Source organism: bacterium, assembly GCA_029210965.1.
Lineage (GTDB): Bacteria > BMS3Abin14 > BMS3Abin14 > BMS3Abin14 > BMS3Abin14 > JALHUC01.
This window is the reverse complement of the sequence record JARGFZ010000008.1, coordinates 1-16,925: the sequence shown is the minus strand read 5'-3', so window position 1 is coordinate 16,925 and position 16,925 is coordinate 1. Positions and strand designations below refer to the sequence as shown.

At 52.5% G+C, this 16,925-nt stretch carries 15 protein-coding genes; 6 read left to right on the top strand and 9 right to left on the bottom strand.

All coding sequences use genetic code 11. The features are described 5' to 3' along the window. Positions 1 to 54: 54 nt before the first annotated feature. The 3 genes from P1S59_05030 to P1S59_05020 are packed head-to-tail and all read right to left on the bottom strand — an operon-like array spanning position 55 to position 5,725. Positions 55 to 2,841, bottom strand: coding sequence for a chitobiase/beta-hexosaminidase C-terminal domain-containing protein (locus P1S59_05030; GenBank protein ID MDF1525618.1), 2,787 nt, complete (start codon positions 2,839 to 2,841; stop codon positions 55 to 57). Continuing rightward, positions 2,841 to 3,872, bottom strand: a complete 1,032-nt coding sequence (locus P1S59_05025) for a ParM/StbA family protein (protein MDF1525617.1) — start codon at positions 3,870 to 3,872, stop codon at positions 2,841 to 2,843. The genes P1S59_05030 and P1S59_05025 overlap by 1 nt, the downstream gene beginning before the upstream one ends. Before the next feature lie 11 nt (positions 3,873 to 3,883). Beyond that, positions 3,884 to 5,725 (bottom strand): TIGR04442 family protein, encoded by a 1,842-nt coding sequence (locus P1S59_05020; GenBank protein ID MDF1525616.1) that lies wholly within the window; start codon positions 5,723 to 5,725, stop codon positions 3,884 to 3,886. 359 nt (positions 5,726 to 6,084) lie between these two features. On the opposite strand from P1S59_05020, the gene P1S59_05015 reads away from it, so the two are divergent. Continuing rightward, entirely contained in the window at positions 6,085 to 6,450 is a 366-nt protein-coding gene (locus P1S59_05015) for a response regulator (GenBank protein ID MDF1525615.1), read from the top strand. A 203-nt stretch (positions 6,451 to 6,653) separates the two neighbouring features. On the opposite strand, the gene speB is transcribed toward P1S59_05015, so the two are convergent. The 6 genes from speB to P1S59_04985 all read right to left on the bottom strand — a co-directional run bounded on the left by speB (position 6,654) and on the right by P1S59_04985 (position 12,292). Next, a complete protein-coding gene (gene speB, locus P1S59_05010; GenBank protein ID MDF1525614.1) occupies positions 6,654 to 7,526 on the bottom strand; it encodes an agmatinase in 873 nt (290 codons plus the stop codon). After that, positions 7,523 to 8,356 carry a polyamine aminopropyltransferase gene (gene speE, locus P1S59_05005; GenBank protein MDF1525613.1) on the bottom strand — a complete coding sequence of 278 codons (834 nt, stop codon included), beginning with the start codon at positions 8,354 to 8,356 and terminating at the stop codon, positions 7,523 to 7,525. The genes speB and speE overlap by 4 nt, the downstream gene beginning before the upstream one ends. Positions 8,357 to 8,417: 61 nt before the next feature. Next, entirely contained in the window at positions 8,418 to 8,909 is a 492-nt protein-coding gene (locus P1S59_05000) for an arginine decarboxylase, pyruvoyl-dependent (GenBank protein ID MDF1525612.1), read from the bottom strand. Beyond that, the gene (gene speD, locus P1S59_04995) at positions 8,906 to 9,322 is read right to left on the bottom strand and encodes an adenosylmethionine decarboxylase (GenBank protein MDF1525611.1); all 417 of its coding nucleotides are present in this window, start codon (positions 9,320 to 9,322) and stop codon (positions 8,906 to 8,908) included. The genes P1S59_05000 and speD overlap by 4 nt, the downstream gene beginning before the upstream one ends. A 33-nt stretch (positions 9,323 to 9,355) precedes the next feature. Beyond that, positions 9,356 to 9,904: a cupin domain-containing protein gene (locus tag P1S59_04990; protein MDF1525610.1), complete on the bottom strand. Its 549-nt coding sequence runs from the start codon at positions 9,902 to 9,904 to the stop codon at positions 9,356 to 9,358. A gap of 291 nt (positions 9,905 to 10,195) precedes the next feature. Then, a complete protein-coding gene (locus tag P1S59_04985; GenBank protein ID MDF1525609.1) occupies positions 10,196 to 12,292 on the bottom strand; it encodes a chitobiase/beta-hexosaminidase C-terminal domain-containing protein in 2,097 nt (698 codons plus the stop codon). A 358-nt stretch (positions 12,293 to 12,650) separates the two neighbouring features. Between P1S59_04985 and P1S59_04980 the strand changes: the two genes are divergently transcribed. The 5 genes from P1S59_04980 to P1S59_04960 form a co-directional block, all read left to right on the top strand. After that, positions 12,651 to 13,766 carry an alcohol dehydrogenase catalytic domain-containing protein gene (locus tag P1S59_04980; protein MDF1525608.1) on the top strand — a complete coding sequence of 372 codons (1,116 nt, stop codon included), beginning with the start codon at positions 12,651 to 12,653 and terminating at the stop codon, positions 13,764 to 13,766. Between the two features lie 32 nt (positions 13,767 to 13,798). Then, complete coding sequence (locus P1S59_04975) at positions 13,799 to 14,974, top strand: 4Fe-4S binding protein (protein MDF1525607.1); 1,176 nt, start codon at positions 13,799 to 13,801, stop codon at positions 14,972 to 14,974. After that, positions 14,961 to 15,200: a hypothetical protein gene (locus tag P1S59_04970; protein ID MDF1525606.1), complete on the top strand. Its 240-nt coding sequence runs from the start codon at positions 14,961 to 14,963 to the stop codon at positions 15,198 to 15,200. The genes P1S59_04975 and P1S59_04970 overlap by 14 nt, the downstream gene beginning before the upstream one ends. Next, positions 15,169 to 16,158, top strand: coding sequence for an AmmeMemoRadiSam system radical SAM enzyme (amrS, locus tag P1S59_04965; protein MDF1525605.1), 990 nt, complete (start codon positions 15,169 to 15,171; stop codon positions 16,156 to 16,158). Before P1S59_04970 ends, amrS begins: the two co-directional genes overlap by 32 nt. A 200-nt stretch (positions 16,159 to 16,358) precedes the next feature. After that, positions 16,359 to 16,925 (top strand): transposase (locus P1S59_04960; protein ID MDF1525604.1); only part of this gene is annotated, 567 nt, incomplete at its 3' end.

Genomic DNA, 16,925 nt, shown 5'->3' with positions numbered 1-16,925 from the left:
TGATTGGAAAAAGAATTTACTAATCACTCATTACCAGTCACTAGTCACGGCCTCTTATCTATATATTTCCGTCTCCGACCGAGTGAACAGCCTTCCATCATATTTATAAACACCTGCGTCAGTCCCAAACCATTTGCTGTCAGCAAGGTCAACCACGATCACCCTGATCGAGATCCGGGGCATTCCCTGTGAATCAGTATATTGCAACCATTTCCCGCCGTCGTACCTGGCTACTCCCTTACCTTCAGTACCGGCCCAGACATTCCATCTGCCGTCTACCGCTACCGAAAGGATCCGATCTGAAGGCAGCCCCTGGGATGTCGTGAACACCCGCTGTTTTTTTCCGTCCTGTCTCAGGAGCCCCTTCGAGGTCCCGATCCAGAACACACCGTTGGCATCAATGGCCAGGGATGTCACGTTGTTGTCGGGCAGGCCCTGTTCTGTGGTCCTGACCGTAAACTTCTTGCGGTCAAATATCGCCAGTCCCTTATCGGTACCGAACCAGATGTTGTCCAGAGGATCTATGACAACACAGTTGATGAAGTTGCTCGGCAGGCCGTCACTGTAATCGTAGGTTACCCAGTTTCGATCTCCATCGAACTGGGATATACCCTTGTCGGTGCCTATCCATTTGAAACCCAGCCTGTCAACAGCTATGGCGCGCACCGAGTTGCTTATGAGCCCGTTGGAGGTTGTATAATTTTTCTTCTTCTTGGTTTCTATATTGACCCTGAAAAGCCCTTCCTCACCACCGACCCAAAGGAAATCACCTTCGATCACACTGGGATGGATAAACACACCGTTGGAGTTATCGCGCCAGATACCACTCGATACAGTATATGCAGCGGTTTTTGTCCGCTCCCGGTTCCCTGCCTTGTCCACCGCGAAATATTTTACGGTGATGTTGTCATTCAGGGACAGGGGCGCATTGTAAACCGGAGACATTTCCGATGGTTGAGAACCATCGAGGGTGTAATGGATCCGGGCGTTTTGCTCTGATTTCAGTTCAAGAGTAATGGGAGGGTTGTACTGACCGGGGGCCGGATACGGCACCGTCTGGGGCGCATCAGTGTCTATTATATATTCGGCCACCTGGGAGGCCTCTTTGTTCCCTGCATCATCCATGGCGTAGAAGGAAAGTTTTTCCGTCTTCTCAATGACGAAGGGCCCTGTATACACGACAAAACCCTTTTGTTCGGCCCTGCGCACAAATATCTGACCGCTCATTTCCGAGGAGAGGGTCACACTGATCGGCTTGCTGTAATATCCGGGCGAAGGCTCGACCCTGGTGGAGGGGGGGGTTGTATCAAAGGTGTATTTTTCGACCTGAACCTCTTCCCTGTTCCCTGATATATCGGTGCCGTAAAATTTAAGCTGGGCGTCCTTGACCAGGCGGACAGGGGTTTTGTAAACAGGTGAAGCCTCGGTGGGGGAGATCCCGTCCAGTGTATAGCGCACCACGGAGTCTTCCTCACCTAGAAGGCTCACAGTAATCTCGCCCGAGAAGGTTCCCCCTGGCGGCTCGGCCCTGGTTTTTGGAGGGCTGCTGTCGAGGATGTATCGCTGACTTTGTCCAGCGCTTCTGTTGCCAACCTTGTCCACAGCAAAATAGGACAAAGTCGTGTTGTTGTTTATGGTGATGGGACCTTTGTATGGGGAAGAGTCCCCTGATGGGGTCGAACCGTCTACTGTGTAAAAAATGTCGGCGGGTTCCGATGATTCGATCTTTACACGGATCCTGCCGGAATATTTACCCCCCGGCGGCCTGGGAACGGCCTGTGGAGGTACTGTATCAATGATATATTCATTCTTTATGACAGGGCTTTTATTGCCAGCTTTATCCTCAGCGAGGAAGGACAGGGTTGTTGTCCTGGAAATATTCAGAGGGCCTTTATACACAGGCGATGACAGACTTGCCTCACCGCCATCGAGTTCGTATCGAATAGTCCCCTGTTCACTGGATATGAGAACAACTTTAACAGGACCGGCAAAGGCAGCTGCCGCGGGATCCGCTTTCACAGTTGGCGGCTGTGAATCAACAACATAGCTTTCCTCTCTGACGCTCTCCTTGTTGCCCACTTCGTCCACAGCGAAAAACCTCAGGACTCCGCTTCTGACGAACTTGATGGGGGTGGAGTACCGGGGGGACTTCGTCGTGGGCCGACTGCCGTCAACAGTGTAGTAAACTGTGGTATTTTTTTCTGCTGAAAGGTTAACCAAAACCGGCTGCCTGAATAGACCGCCGGACGGTTCAGCCAGAGTGACCGGTTTGGTGCTGTCAACCCTTACGGTGTAGACCTCTTTGTGCACATCTTCTGCATTCCCCGCCTCGTCCACCGCGAAGAACCTGATAGTGGTATCCTTCCTCATGGCTACGGGGTTCAGGTAAGTCTGGGATTGGCGGGTGGGTTTTGACCCGTCCGTGGTGTAATGGACCACTCCTCCATCTTCAGTATTTATCCTGACGGAAACAGGGTGGAAATATTTTCCGCCCCTGGGGGAGGCAGTGCTTACAGGGGGAACCGTATCAAGACGAACCTCATATCTGGCAATACTCTCGGTAGACAGGTTGCCGTATCGATCCTTCGCGAAGTATCGGATAACCGTATCCTTCTTGAGCTGAAGGGGGACAAAATAGGGCATGGGCTGCCCGTCACCAGTGGCGATGAACAGTTCAGCGTCCGGTTCCGTGGTGAGCGTGACCTGGATCTTCTCGTGGTATTTACCCGGTGCAGGCTGAATCTGGACCTCTGGCGGGGTGCGGTCAAAAGGCCAGAACTGTGCCAGGACCGCTACCAGCGCCAGAAGTATCGCCAGAAAAAGGAAACTCTTGCCTCTCATCAGGCCTCCTTCACCACGCTTCCATCATAATAGTAACGACCGTATTTTACATACCCCGAAACGTTCGACATCCGTGGATCATCCTTTGTCTTGAGTAGTGCCAGTTCGCCACGTACCAGGGGTTTCAGGTATTCGAAGAGTGCCTCTCCGCCCCCACCGGCCAGGAGAACAAGATCCAGATCCCAATCATCGGTCCAGACCCTCTCCATATCGCTGGCCACAGCCGTCGCCAACCTGCCGAAAACTTCGCCTTTAACCTTGGAAAGATCATATTCAGCGCCCCTGATCTTGATACTGCCCTCACGGACTGCATCGTACAGACGGTAGATCTCCACATTGACACCGCTCATGTCGTTGAGCGCCTCGGAGATGTAAGTGAACGCTTTGGCAATGCCTGTATCGGTGGTCCTGCTGCCGCGCTCGGAATGCCTGAAATCCTTGCAAACGGTAAAATCAGTTGTTTTGAAACCAATATCGACCACCCCTATCTTCTGCCGCGCAGCATCCGCTCTGAGTACAGTCCCGTCATCCCGAAACAGATAATCTACGAGGCTCCCGTAGGGCTGGGGTATCACCCTGGCATGGCTGATGTTAAGAACGGTTTCGGTTTCATTCCCCTGGGAGCTGTCATGGATCAGGAGCTTGTGCTCACCCTCCAGAACCTGGGCCAGCTTGTCCTTGTACTCCATGTAATATCCCACCGGTAACCCGGTGATCACGTTGACTGGTACCCGGCTGGGCACTATCTTGGCAAGTGCGGCGAGGGCAAGGATCTTGAATTGCTGGGTAACCATTTGAGCCTGGTCCAGGGTAAATTGCCGTACCCTTGACTCCGATTCGGCCAGTTCTCCAACAAAGTAGGAGCGGTCATCCAATGTCAAATGCAGCCCCGGTATCGCTTCACTGGAGAAAAAATTGTCCTCCATTGACCGCGGTTGAGGTTCGCCGACGATAGATTTGAACAGGGTATAGGATTCACCGTCTGTAGCCTTGGTAAATCCGAACCCAACATCAACACCTGCCATTAACATATGTGTCCTCCTCAGGCTCCATCACTCCGGATAATATCCATGACCTCGTCCGTGATAAGGTACTGTTGCTGAAACTCTCTTTCCAGTTCTTCGATCCTCATCATATCCATACCGCTTGTGTCGATGAACTCGCTTCTGATGACAGCATCCCTGGCCTTGATAGCGTTGGGAAGCACGGAACCGAAAAAGATCCTCTCCATTTTCAGGTCCTCGAGAGCCTTTCGGAAAAACGATTCCGGCACGTCCGGACGTACCAGCGAGCGGGAAACCAGCATCTTCCTGACATCGTTAATAAATGACGTTTCCTCTTCGATCCCTTTGAGGGAACGACCAAACTTTTTAAGCCAGCGATCCATGGCTGTCTTTACAATGCGGTATTCCCGCTCTTCCCTGACCAGATCTTCCAGGGATATCAGCACGTCCTGAAGGGAAAAATCACCTGTCTCGATATGGGACATACCGCCAAACAGCGCCTCCACCTTCTTTTTACCGTACTGCGGAAGATAATGGTTCTTCAGGATCTGGACGATGAAAAGGTCGTGGAAAAGGTTCTCCTGAACATCATCGAACACCTTCTTGCTCATCATCAGGCTCCGGAGTTTGTCCTCCGGAAGCCTTTCTTCCTCGTGGAAACCCAGACTATTGACAACGTGATATACATTGTCAAACCTGTCGAAGAAGGTGACGATATTCCCGAACTCTTCGAGGGCCACAGTATTCCCTGCTTCCCGGCTACGCTCGTCACACTCTTTTCCCACTTCAATGAGGATCCGGTCGAAGGCCGAATCCCTATTTTCCAAAGCGATGAGCTTTGACTTGAGCAATTTTATCAGGTCCTCTTTCTCAAGAAGGATGCTCACCTGCCTGCTCTGCAGGAGGATGGTTTCCAGGACCCCCCTCATCTCGACCAGATAAGCCGGTTCCTCGGCGACGATCATTTTCCGGTCGCCCAGCAGCTTTTCATCTAAAGAGTTGAGCAGGTTTACCGGGATTCCCTTTCGAAGAGCTACTGTCCGCAATCGTGAAATGCGCGCCTGGTCGTCAAACCGGATCTCGTCCCTGCTCCTGATATCAACCAGTATGGAGCGGTACTCCTCCACAACCTGACGGTTGCCCGGATATCTGTACATAACATCGATCTTCATTCTTTCCTGAGAATAGGGGTCGATGGCGAGACGAGCAGCAAGTTCCCCCAAAAGAGCATTTTCTTCGTCTCCCAGGGTCTGGGATGCGGCGAACATCTCTTCGAGTCTTCGGTAAAATTTAAGGTGTGAGCGGTTGACCACCTTGAGCAGGAAAAATACGGAAGCGAGCTCGAACCATCTCGACTTGAGCCCCTCCACAATACGCGAATCCTCTTCATCCAGATTGAGCGGAAACCTCTTGAGGGCTTTGCCCAGCGACCTGAGGATCTCTTCCTGCTGTTTTTTCAGTCCGCCGCTGCCTTTGTACTGAACAAAGAAGTAATAGTTGAAAACCGCGTGCCCTTTGAGGAAGATCTGTTTGTACTCCTCACTGGAGGAAGTTCTATCCGAGAATACGATCCTGGAGCTCGGCTCATGCCTCGCGCCAAAGACCACAAGACGGTTTATCACCTCCTGTTTGACAAGGTCCTCAATAGGCTCGTCCACACCGAACATGTAGGGACAAAAATTGCCTCCGTTGCCGGAATGAGACAGGGCTGCCGGACCCAGCAGAAATTCGCTGCCACCTACAAAAAAACGGTGGACGATTTCACCCTCCCTTTCCAGGGATTCGTGGAAATAACGGCCGTCCAGGCCGTCTCCGCTGAGTGTAGCGAAAAACTCCTTGTCGCCTCCTATTTCGCCATGGATCCTGAGATCCTTGATCATATTTTCAGTCCACCTGAATCTTCTGTTTTAGTCCAGCGGGCCTTGTTTTCGGGAGTTGACAACCAAACCCCGATTTCTTATCCAGACAGTTGCCAAACCGACCTTGACATACCAGATCATCCTTGCAGCAAAACCAGAGCACACCTTTACCTGACACTTTACGGCATCCCGAGTCCTATGAAATTTTCAAAAACTTCGATAATGTTATATCATTTCTTTGCGTATGTCTTGAGCATTAAAATCTCCACTATAACAGCTTGAAATCTTGACGTTATGGGTAAAAATGTTGTTCAATTTATTCCAGATATAACATCCTTTCAAACCCCCCATTTGAGTCAGCTGAAAAAGGGTCTGTTACCATGGTTAAAAAAAATAAGATCCTCCTGGTCGAAGACGACCCCGATATAAGGATTATGATGACCTTTATCCTGAGGGACGATTACGATCTGGTCCTTTGTGAAAATGGACGCTGCGGCATCGACAAGGCAGTGGAAGAAAGACCTGACCTGATCCTGCTGGACGTCTATATGCCCGGGGTTTCAGGACTGGAGGTGTGCAAAGCTGTCCGTGATAACCCGGAGATCTTTTCAACCCCCATTATCATGGTTACAGCAGGAGCCTTTAAGGATGAAGTAACGAATGGTTATGCCATGGGGGCAGACGACTATATCTTTAAACCCTTCGAACCGGAGGAGCTTATAGAACGAATCGAAAAGCTTCTTTGAAATACAGAACCCAGAACACAGGACGCAGAACGCAGAAAGAGAATATTTAACCAAGTAATCTACGTTTACCACTTCAAGCTTGATAGAGTCGCAAAAAGTCCAATCCGGTTTCTATCTGGACGGGGACGGGTTGGTTCTGGAAAGTTTTGTTGAGTACAGATTAGCGATGGTGGAAAACTTGCTTTAGTCTGACGTTTATATATTTATTCTGCGTTCTGCGTTCTGCGTTCTGCATTCTGGTGGCTTTCCGCACAAAGAAAAATAAGCTCTCGCACCACCTTCGCAGCCACAGCTCCCGAAGGGCCTCCCCAGCCGGGAATTGGACAATATTCCACAACATCTCCCGCTACCATATTGAGTCCACGGCATGCAAGTATTGCCTTGTGAAGTTGGGAAAAGGATATTCCACCTGGTTCCGGTGTGCCTGTCTCGGGCATGATCGAGGGATCCAGAACATCCAGATCAATGCTGAGATAAACCGGCCTGTCCCCTATAATATCAGGAAGGGTCTCAAGATCAGAGAGAAGGGTGTCATTTTCCTCCGATAGCGCCCATTCCTCCCTTGTCCCGGAACGAATCCCGTACTGCAGCATACTGTCAGAACCCACCTTTTCCATTACCCTTCTCATCACTGTGGCATGGGACAACCTGATCCCCTCATAGTCATCCCTCAGATCCATATGGGCATCCATGTGAACCACAACAAGTCCAGGGAACGCTGCGACAGTGGCCTCGACTGCTGGAAGGGTAATGAGGTGTTCACCGCCCATCATGATCGGTACAGCTTCCAGCTGGAGGATCTTTTCAACCGCCTCGTGGATCGCTCCTGCAGCTTTTTGCCAATCAGCAGGGAGTATCCGGAGATCCCCGGCATCAGCCAGCTTCAGATCCTCCAGATCGGCATTAAATGGACGGCTGTAGGTCTCCAGAGCATCAGACCAGAACCGGACCCCCTGAGGCCCGAAACGGGCTCCAGGCCTGAAACTTGCGGTGCCATCAAAGGGAACCCCTACCAATACGACATCGGCTTCATCGACGCTGCAGTCCGCTCCAAGGTAGCGCTGGTGGGTGTTCATTTGGTCAGGGCTTCAGCCAGGTACCGCGGAAGGGCAAAACTGGCAAGATGAATGTGCTGATCGTAGTATTTGGTCTGCAGTTGGACATGCTCCCGGCACTGTGGAAAAGGTGTTCCCCCTGCCCTGGAACCCATGAGGAAACTCCAGTTTCCACTGGGGTAGGTAGGCACAGCAGCGAGGTAGAACGCCACTTTCGGATAGATCCCGTCCACCCGCCTGAATATATCGACCATGAAGGGCAGATGGTAAAAGGGAGATTCTGACTGGCATGCGAATACACCATCAGGCCCAAGTGCATTTGCACAGTTTCGAAAGAAATCCTCTGAAAAAAGCGCCTCGGCAGGGCCAACGGGATCGGTAGAGTCTACAAGTATTACATCATAACTACCCGGGGGAGCGTCGGCAACAAACCGCACCCCGTCGTCGTAAACGATCCTCGTGCGGGGGTCCCTGAGCCCCTCACTGATGCCGGGCAGATGCGTAAGAGCAGCCTCCACCACCATGCGGTCGATCTCCACCAGGGTGACATCCTTGACCTGTGGATGTTTGAGCGCCTCCCTGGCCGTCCCCCCATCTCCACCACCGATCACCAGGACCTTCTCAGGGGAGGGGTGAGTGTTGAGCGGAACGTGAGTCAGCATCTCGTGATAGACGAATTCATCGCGCTCGGTAAGCATCACCACTCCATCGAGAAGCAACACCCGTCCGAACTCGAAAGTGTCCAGGATCTCCAGGGTCTGGAAATCACTCTCACCGTAGTAGATGCTTTTCTTCACCTCTATGGTGATCCCGCAATGGGGAGTATGTTTTTCGGTGTACCAAATGCCCATTTCAGCTAACCTCACAAAAAAATTAAGGGTGGGGGAGGGAAAACAAGGAAGCTGGAAAATTCTATACCCCTACATCATCATCTTTTGTCCAGAGGACAACAGCTGCAAAAGCAGCTCCCACACTGTCAACATTATGGGAAACCGCAGCGCTCTCAATACGGCCAACCTTGAGGCCTCTCATCCCGAGGCCGTGGGCAGCCATATCACAGCAGATCTGCTCTATCTCCTCTGAAGGACCTGTGGCGCTGTACTCCATGATGAGTCCGGGCATGGACCGATCCTCCGGAAACGCTGCTGCCACCGCCGCCGAGATGGTCTGACCCTTGAGACTGCTTGTGATGGAAGCGTAGGCCACAGGAACAAGTGCGCCGTAGGGAATTGAAACCGGTTCGATAAGCCGGGCACCGGGTGGGACGATACTGCTCATTTTGACCAGGTTCGTATTACCGATACCTGAAGCCAGGAGAGCACCGTCAAAAGCGTTCAGAGGCATATATCCTTCGGATGCACCCTTGGCAAAAAAATAGGCGTCCGGTATTCGAGTGATCATCATCCTGCCTGGTGTGGAACGGGGCCTAAACTGCCCTTTGGTTTGTGACACGCGTTTTCACCCAGAACTCGCAGCTCTCCCCTGGGCACCTCCTTGTATTCGGAGTCACGGGCACGGAAGACATCCTGCAGATGATCGTGTGCCGCCCACGGGTCCACCTTTTCTCCGCAGGTAAAGAGGTCGACAGCAGCATAGCCGTATTCCGGCCAGGTATGGATGGCAAGATGGGATTCGGCAATGACCACGACCCCGCTTATGCCGTGAGGCGCGAACCTCCTGAAGACAGAATCGACGATGGTGGACCCGGCTGCGACAGCAGCCTCCTTCATGGACCTTTCCACCAGGCTCAGATCGTCCAGGGCCACGGGATCGCAATCGTAGAACTCAACCAGTATATGCCTGCCCAGTGATTTCATAACTCATCCCTTTCAAGGATACGGCCTCCCGGATTAGTGGTAAACCGGAGGTGATACGACCCATAGTACGTTAGCGGTTCTCTTGCCCCTGTTGACAACTGCATGAGGCCTGTCGGCCTTGAAATAAAAACACTCTCCCTTGCCTATACGCTGGTGCTTGTGCCCCTCCATCTCCAGGATGACGCTTCCGGAAAGGACCATCCCGAACTCCTCCCCCTCATGACCGCTGTCCGTTGAGGCCTTCCCTGGCTCGATGGTCACCAGAACGGGATCCATCATGTTCCGCTGTGCGCCCGGGATCAGAAGTTCTATGGTTTCCTCTTCTCCCTCCCCTTGGACCAGCACCCTGTCCCCTGCACGAAACACCACTTTCTGCTCACCCATTTCCAGATCTTTGAAAAATTCCGACAAACTGGACCCGAAAACCTCCAGCACCTGGGCCAAAGCTTCGATGGATATGGATGTGTGGTCCCTTTCCAGAAGAGAGATGAACCCTTTGGTCAGATCGGACCTTAGAGCCAGCTCGTCCTGGGTCAGATCGTTGGCAAGGCGGAGCCTTTTTATTTTTTTCCCGATTTCCATAGCGTTAATACACTTTCGAAAACCCCGGTTTGACCCGAGGCAGGTACAACTGCAGTGTTTAACAACATGTACCAAAGTGTTTAGTGAGAGTTGACTTTATAGAACAGGGAAAAGATGGTTGTCAAGATGAAAACGGAGCCTCGCTGAAAGTGCTCCGTTTACCGTGAATAGTGAAAGGTGAAGGGTGAATTAAAAAAATAAAACAGGGGCCGTTTGGCCCCTCAGGTTGCGTTTAATTACTGTTCACGATTCACTGTTAACCGTTCACAAAATCCTCCTTGATCCAGGAGATCAAGGAGGATTCTCTTTTATCCACTCTCCATTGGAATAGCGGGCTACTCCCGTTCGGGTGGCAACCCACACCTCTCCGTCAGGGTCGGGCGCAACCATTACGACAGCGTTTCCAGGAAGACCGTCATTTTTCGTGAAGCTCACCCACTCTTCCCTGTCGAAAACAGACACACCCCTTGGAGTCCCCACCCAGGTATTCCAGTCCTTATCAATGGCCACAGTTCGGACCTCGTCATTGATCATCCCGCTGTCTTTGGTATAGATCCGCAATTCACTTCCTGTGAATTTGGCCAAGCCCTTCATGGTGCCAAACCATTTATTACCGGAGTAGTCCACGGCAATGGAGAGGACGGTATCGTGGGGCAGGCCATCCGCTGCTCTAAGAGTCTCATGGACAACACCATCCTTGATGCGGGAAACCCCCTTATTGGTTCCTGCCCATATGCTCCCATCCCTGTCCACTCCCAGGCAGAGAACCTCCCTGTCGGGCAGACCCTCGTCACGGGTAAAATGTGTAAAACCTCCATCGGGGCGCAAGTGATTGAGACCCCGATCGGTGGCGATCCACAGGTCTCCCTTCTCATCGAGAACAAGATCATTGATACTGGTTCCCAGGAGCCCTTCCCCTTCCCCCATGAAAACCCTTTCCCCTGAGCCGACATGGTAGACTGCCAGCCCAGATTCCGATCCCATCCAGAAAGTTTTGCCATCTGTGATGCTGGGTATCAGGTAAACTCCTCTGGCGAACCTTAGCCATACTCCACTCACCAACCCGTATTCGTGAGTCTGAATATTTTCCCTATTCCCGGCACTGTCCATGGAAAAGAATTTCAGCGTGGCAGGTCTGCTGAAGGAAAAACCTGAAAAATAGATGGGACTTTCCGTGTCAGGGTCATATCCGTCCAGGCTATAATGCGTTCTGGCCGATTCCTCGGTGCGGAGAGTGACGTTTATGGGCGGAACATAATCACCGCCAGGAGGATCAGCAATAGTTACAGGCGCAGCATCATCGAAGAGGTATGTCTCCTTTTTTAACGCTTCACTGTTGCCGAAGGGGTCCACGGAAAAAAACTGGAGAACAGTATCTTTCCTGAGCACCAGTGGTTCCATGTATTGGGGAGAGTTGGTGGTAGGAGGAAGACCGTTGATAGTGTAATGGGTCCGGGCATCGGCATCTGATACGTTGATCTTCACTGTCAGGGGAGAGGTGTAAAGACCGGTTGCAGGAAATGCCTCAGATGACGGCGCATCCTTATCAAGATGAAAGGTCTCACTGTAGGTCCTGCTCTGATTCCCGCTCTCGTCCACAGCAAGGAACCTGAGCTCCGAACTCTGGGTCAGCCAGAACGGACCCTCGTATTTTACCGACCCCTCTGTGGGCTCTGTCCCGTCCAGAGTGTAGTAGACCTCCGATTTCTCATTGGCTGTCAGCCTGATAAAATCCCCGGCGCGGTAATTCTCCGGCAGGGGGGTAATACTGGCCTCGGGGGGGGTCGTGTCCAGCATTTGATCGGCAAGCTTGAACCTGTAGAACTCCTCCCTGATCGACTCCCTGGACCCATCCGTGTCCATGGCAAAAAACTTCAACTGTGTATCCACTGTAAGGACTATGGGCATCCTGTAACTGTTACTGTCGGTGGAGGGATCGGAACCATCGATGGTGTAATAGATCGTCGCTCCTTCCTTGGTGGACAGCGTGACTCTGACGCGTTTTGAGTTCATTCCAGCAGGAGGCTCTGCCACAGTCCTCAGTTCGCCCTCGAAAGGCTTCTGGAGCCTGATACGGTAGAACGCTTCCTGGACACTGCTCCGCAAACCACTGGAATGGACAGTAAAGTAACGGATAACCGTATCATCCTCAATAGCTACCGGGCCCTTGAAGATCGATGAGTTGCCACTGGGTTCTGAGCCGTCCAGGGTGTAATATATGTGTGTATCTTCAGGAACATTGAAGGTCACGGTAATAGGGTTCGAATACTCCCCCGGAACGGGCGTAAGGCCTGTCTCCCCTGGATGGGCAGGAATCGGTGTGACAAGCAACCCGATGATTGCAATCAGGAAAAAACCAAGAGTGCTGCGCGCAGTTGAAAAATCCACCTGGACCTCCGACCATAGGGTTGCCTGGAAGCCTGGAGTGATCCTTTGGCAGGCCCCTGGAGCACACCGGCCTATATCATGGAAAATATAAGATACGGTGAGAACGCCACGACATATTAGGGAATACCGCGACATACTAGGGAATCTAAATTTAAATGGCAACAAGAGCGATTGATAATTTAGGATTCCTGATTGAGAATTTTTTTGACCTTGATTCGGAATGATCAATTCGGAATCCGGAATTCTTCGTCCAGTCGAAAGGTACCTCGAAAAATTCAACCTCCTAATATAGCTCCGTTATCATTTTTTTCGATTACGAGGTGCACGGGCCCTACCAATACCTGCTATAATAAGTTTCATGACAAGCCAGACCACCAGAGCCCTCGCTTATTTCCCATCAGACGGTGGAATACGCCTTGTGGATTTCCCGATACAGCCCCTTGAGGCCGACGAGATACTGGTCCGGATCACGCGGGTTGCCTTCACACGCCGTGACCGCCTGCTCCTGAAAGACAAGAGCGCCACAATGCCGGAGGGAGATGATTTTATCATCCCGGGACACGTTGCTGTGGGAAAGGTGGTCGAGATCGGTTCCATGGTCAAGGAGTTTGAACCGGGGGATATCGTGGTACCCACGATCCGCAGGGACTGCCGCCGTTGTATTGATGCCAGGTCCGATCTATGCCCCCATCCCGATCGCTACCAGGATTCAGGCATTTCGGGTGCTCACGGCTTTGCCAGGGACTTTATGGCGGTACACGGACGCTACCTGATCAAGATCCCGCCCCAGCTCGAGGACCTTGCCCTGCTGCTGACACATTTAAGCGTCGCGGAAAAAGCCCACCAGGAGGCGATCCAGATAATCAAACGGTACAATTTTTATTGTTACCACGAGTCGATTGATGTCGTTCCCAGCGCACTGATAACAGGTATGGGATCGGTCGGCATCATGATGGCCTACCTTTTGAGCTTGTACGGTTACAGGTTAACCGTCTTCTGCCGCAGAGAATCTGACGACATTCGCTCCAGGATCCTCGAACCCCTCGACCTTGAGTACATCAACACATCCCGCATACCCATACCGCGCCTTATAAAGACCGGATACAGCTTTCAACAGTTGTTCGAAACCACCGGCGATCCGGAGTACATGATAAGCGTGATGCCGTTTATGGGCCCCAACGCCGTCATGGCGATCATCGGAGTTCCCGATCACGATTCTAAGGAAAAGATCCCGGAGGTGGACATAAACCGGGTCTTTACACGCATGGTCGTGGGAAATCAGGTGATCTTCGGGAGCATCAAGGCCGGCAGGGACGCCTTCGAGTTGGCAGTAAGAGATTTAACCGAGCTATCAGATCTTTACGGGGACTCCCTGGCATCTCTCCTGACAGACACATTCCCCCTGGCTGAATACAACCGGCTCCTGACTCTGGACACACGAGACACCATTATTCCATCCCTGACACTGACCTGATGCCTGTGGGCCGCTACGATAAGGAAACCGGCTTGCTGGCCAGATGGACCACCTTGACCTGGGTCCTTGTCCTGGTTATCGCTGTCGGTTGCCTGGTTTTTGGATTTCTTGACATCCTCGCGCCGCCTCACCCTCTATCCAACGGCACCCTCCTGGCAGTGTTTCCCGACGCAGCCAGCACTGAAAAAAGCAAGGAACCTTTTTTTCACTTCAAGGCTCTCGATGCCAAGGGCAAACTCATCGGAGCCATCATCGTCACAGATACCATATCACCTGCGGTCAGGGGGTATCTGGGAGAGATCGGCGTGGCTGTGGGAATAACAGAAAAGGGCAGGATCACCCAGGCGGTTACGGTACGGCACAAGGAAACACCATACTATATGAACATGATCATCGATTCCGGCCTCATCGATGATATGACCAGGCTGGATCTTTCCAGGCCCTTCCCTGAGATCGACACAATATCCGGGGCAACAATATCCTCCCATGCGATCATCAGGGACATCAGGGAGGCTTCCTCTCTGGCAGCCCGGTCCCTGTTTGGAATAGAGGTGCCTCCTCCCGTTATCCCTGGGAAAAACCTGTGGACTGACTGGAAGACTATTACAATCGCCCTGCTCCTGGGCATGTCCCTGCTGGCAGGGTTTGCCCGGAAGCGGAAACCATTCAGGGAGGTGGTCATGGTCCTCAACCTGGTGGGGATCGGGTTTATCCTCAACACACCCCTCACTCTTTCTGCCCTGTCCAGGATCCTGACCCTTAAACTGCCCGGCCCTGAAAACACCCTTCTGATCCTCATTTTTCTGTATGTCCTCATATCCCTGCCTCTTCAGGGCAGAGCATACTGCCGTTTGGTCTGTCCCTTCGGGGCCCTTCAGCAGTTGGCAGCCCGGATTTCTCCCTGGCAGTTGAACTTCACCCCCGGTATCGTGGAACACCTCCCCAACATCAGGCGCCTGGTACTTGCTCTCCTCCTCTTCCTGGCAACGTGGACAGGTTGGGAAGGGTTCACCGAAGTGGAACCGTTTTTCAGCCTTTTTTCCCTCAGGCTAACCTCAATTATGTGGGTGATGGTTACCTTTACTCTAATAATGTCCATGTTTTTAAGACGCTTCTGGTGCAATACCATGTGTCCCACAGGAACGCTGCTTTCCATTTTGAGCAGGTTCGCAAGACCCGGGGACGGAAAAGCCGATGAAACGGTATAGACAACTTCCACCGGCCGTCGCCGCCCTCCTTCTGGGACTGACGCTGCTGCTCGTACTCCTGACGGGCTGGCACCGGGAGATAACCTCCCGATATCCGATAGCGGACCTGCCTTTTGTCGACATGAAACTTCTTAAGCAGCAGATCCAGCACGGCAACGTGGGACGTACTGAAGCGATCTACTACAGGAAAGACTATGCTGGGGCTGACACAACCGAGATCCGTTGAGTGCACCCTCTGCCCGAAGTCCTGTCGCCTGGCCCCCGGCCAGCGTGGGGACTGCCGGGTCAGGTACAACGATGAGGGAAAGCTGTATTCCCTGGTCTACGGGAAGGTGTGCGCAGTGCACGTGGACCCCGTGGAGAAGAAGCCCATGTTCCACTTCCTTCCGGGCTCTGGAGCCTTCTCCGTAGCCACAGCAGGGTGCAACCTTCACTGCCTCTTCTGCCAGAACTGGGAGATCTCCCAGACCGATCCCGAGGACGCCAACAACACAGACCTGCCCCCGGAAAAAGCGGTCGCACTGGCGGTAAAGTCCGGTTGCGCCTCCATCGCCTACACCTATTCGGAACCGGTTGTCTTTTATGAATACGTCCATGACACCTCCGCTCTGGCGAAAGAGAGGGGGATCAGGAACATTATGGTCACCGCCGGCTTCATCAACAAAGATCCTCTGCGGCAGTTATGCCAGGTGGTGGACGGCGCTAATGTGGATCTGAAAGGGTTCACCGAAAAGTACTACCGGGAGGTGTGTTTCGGGAACCTGAGGGCAGTTCAAAACACCCTCGTGACCACGCGGGAAGAGGGGGTCATCCTGGAGGTCACGAACCTCATTGTTCCCAATTTAAACGATGACATGACCACGATACGGGAGATGTGCCGATGGATGGTTTCCGAACTGGGGGAGGAAGTCCCCATCCACTTCTCCCGCTTCACACCCATGTACAAGCTCAAGGACCTGCCGCCCACCCCGGTAAAGACCCTGCAGCGTGCCCGGGAGACGGCACTGGACGCTGGTCTGCAATACGTTTATACCGGTAACGTTCCCGGGGACCCGGGGGAGGACACTTTCTGTCCTTCCTGCGGTAAACTTGTCATTGATCGGTACGGATACCGGATATTGAGAAACGATGTGGTGAACGGGAAGTGCAGGTTTTGTGGGGAAACAATTTACGGATTGTTTTAAAGATCGGTTTTAACGCAGAGTGCGCGAAGATACGCAGAGGAAAGCTTAAGTTTTGGGGAACAGCGCGGTTATTATTAAGACGATGTTTTTCACCACAGATGGGATGAAGTAGGCCGGTACCACCTGTCAACGGGATGCTAAAATAGCTCCCAACTTTTAACGGGGTCCCGAAGGCCCCAAAGACACGGGAGGTACCGGCCATGGATAATAATATCACACGGGTAGTTGGAATGGATGTATCAGATCGCTACAGTCACCTTTGCGTTTTGGGGATGGACGGTGAGGTTGAAGAGGAGAGCAAGGTTCCGACGACTCCTCACGGTCTAAGGCGTCGTTTTAGTGAGATGGATAGAGTCCGCGTGGCTTTTGAAGTGGGGACACACTCCCCATGGATCGGCCGATTATTGGAGGGGCTTGGTCACGAGGTGATTCTGGCCAACCCCAGGAAGGTTCGTAGCATCTACCAGAACGATGACAAGAGCGATCGTGTAGACGCCGAGATGCTGGCTCGTCTTGCCCGTTCGGATCCGAAGCTTTTGCACCCTGTGGCGATCCATAGTGAACAGCGTCAGGCGGGTTTGGTGGTGATCCGAAGCCGTCGGGTACTGATGGAGACGCGGACAAAGCTTGTCAACCACGTTCGTGGAGTGTGCAAGTCGTTGGGTTTTCGTTTGCCGAAGTGCGATGCGGCCCTCGTCTTCGGTGTCGTCGGGTACATTATGAAAAAGCTGAAGTATCCCCTTGCGCCCCTGGCTGTGGCTCTGGTG

Excerpts from the sequence above, each read along its gene's own strand:
- speE (MDF1525613.1), bottom strand. The coding sequence starts at position 8,356 with ATGGGCATTTGGTACACCGAAAAACATACTCCCCATTGCGGGATCACC.
- P1S59_05020 (MDF1525616.1), bottom strand. The coding sequence starts at position 5,725 with ATGATCAAGGATCTCAGGATCCATGGCGAAATAGGAGGCGACAAGGAG.
- P1S59_05000 (MDF1525612.1), bottom strand. The coding sequence starts at position 8,909 with ATGATGATCACTCGAATACCGGACGCCTATTTTTTTGCCAAGGGTGCA.
- P1S59_05030 (MDF1525618.1), bottom strand. The coding sequence starts at position 2,841 with ATGAGAGGCAAGAGTTTCCTTTTTCTGGCGATACTTCTGGCGCTGGTA.
- P1S59_04980 (MDF1525608.1), top strand. The coding sequence starts at position 12,651 with ATGACAAGCCAGACCACCAGAGCCCTCGCTTATTTCCCATCAGACGGT.
- amrS (MDF1525605.1), top strand. The coding sequence starts at position 15,169 with ATGCTGGGGCTGACACAACCGAGATCCGTTGAGTGCACCCTCTGCCCG.
- P1S59_05025 (MDF1525617.1), bottom strand. The coding sequence starts at position 3,872 with ATGTTAATGGCAGGTGTTGATGTTGGGTTCGGATTTACCAAGGCTACA.
- P1S59_04990 (MDF1525610.1), bottom strand. The coding sequence starts at position 9,904 with ATGGAAATCGGGAAAAAAATAAAAAGGCTCCGCCTTGCCAACGATCTG.
- speD (MDF1525611.1), bottom strand. The coding sequence starts at position 9,322 with ATGAAATCACTGGGCAGGCATATACTGGTTGAGTTCTACGATTGCGAT.
- P1S59_05015 (MDF1525615.1), top strand. The coding sequence starts at position 6,085 with ATGGTTAAAAAAAATAAGATCCTCCTGGTCGAAGACGACCCCGATATA.
- speB (MDF1525614.1), bottom strand. The coding sequence starts at position 7,526 with ATGAACACCCACCAGCGCTACCTTGGAGCGGACTGCAGCGTCGATGAA.
- P1S59_04970 (MDF1525606.1), top strand. The coding sequence starts at position 14,961 with ATGAAACGGTATAGACAACTTCCACCGGCCGTCGCCGCCCTCCTTCTG.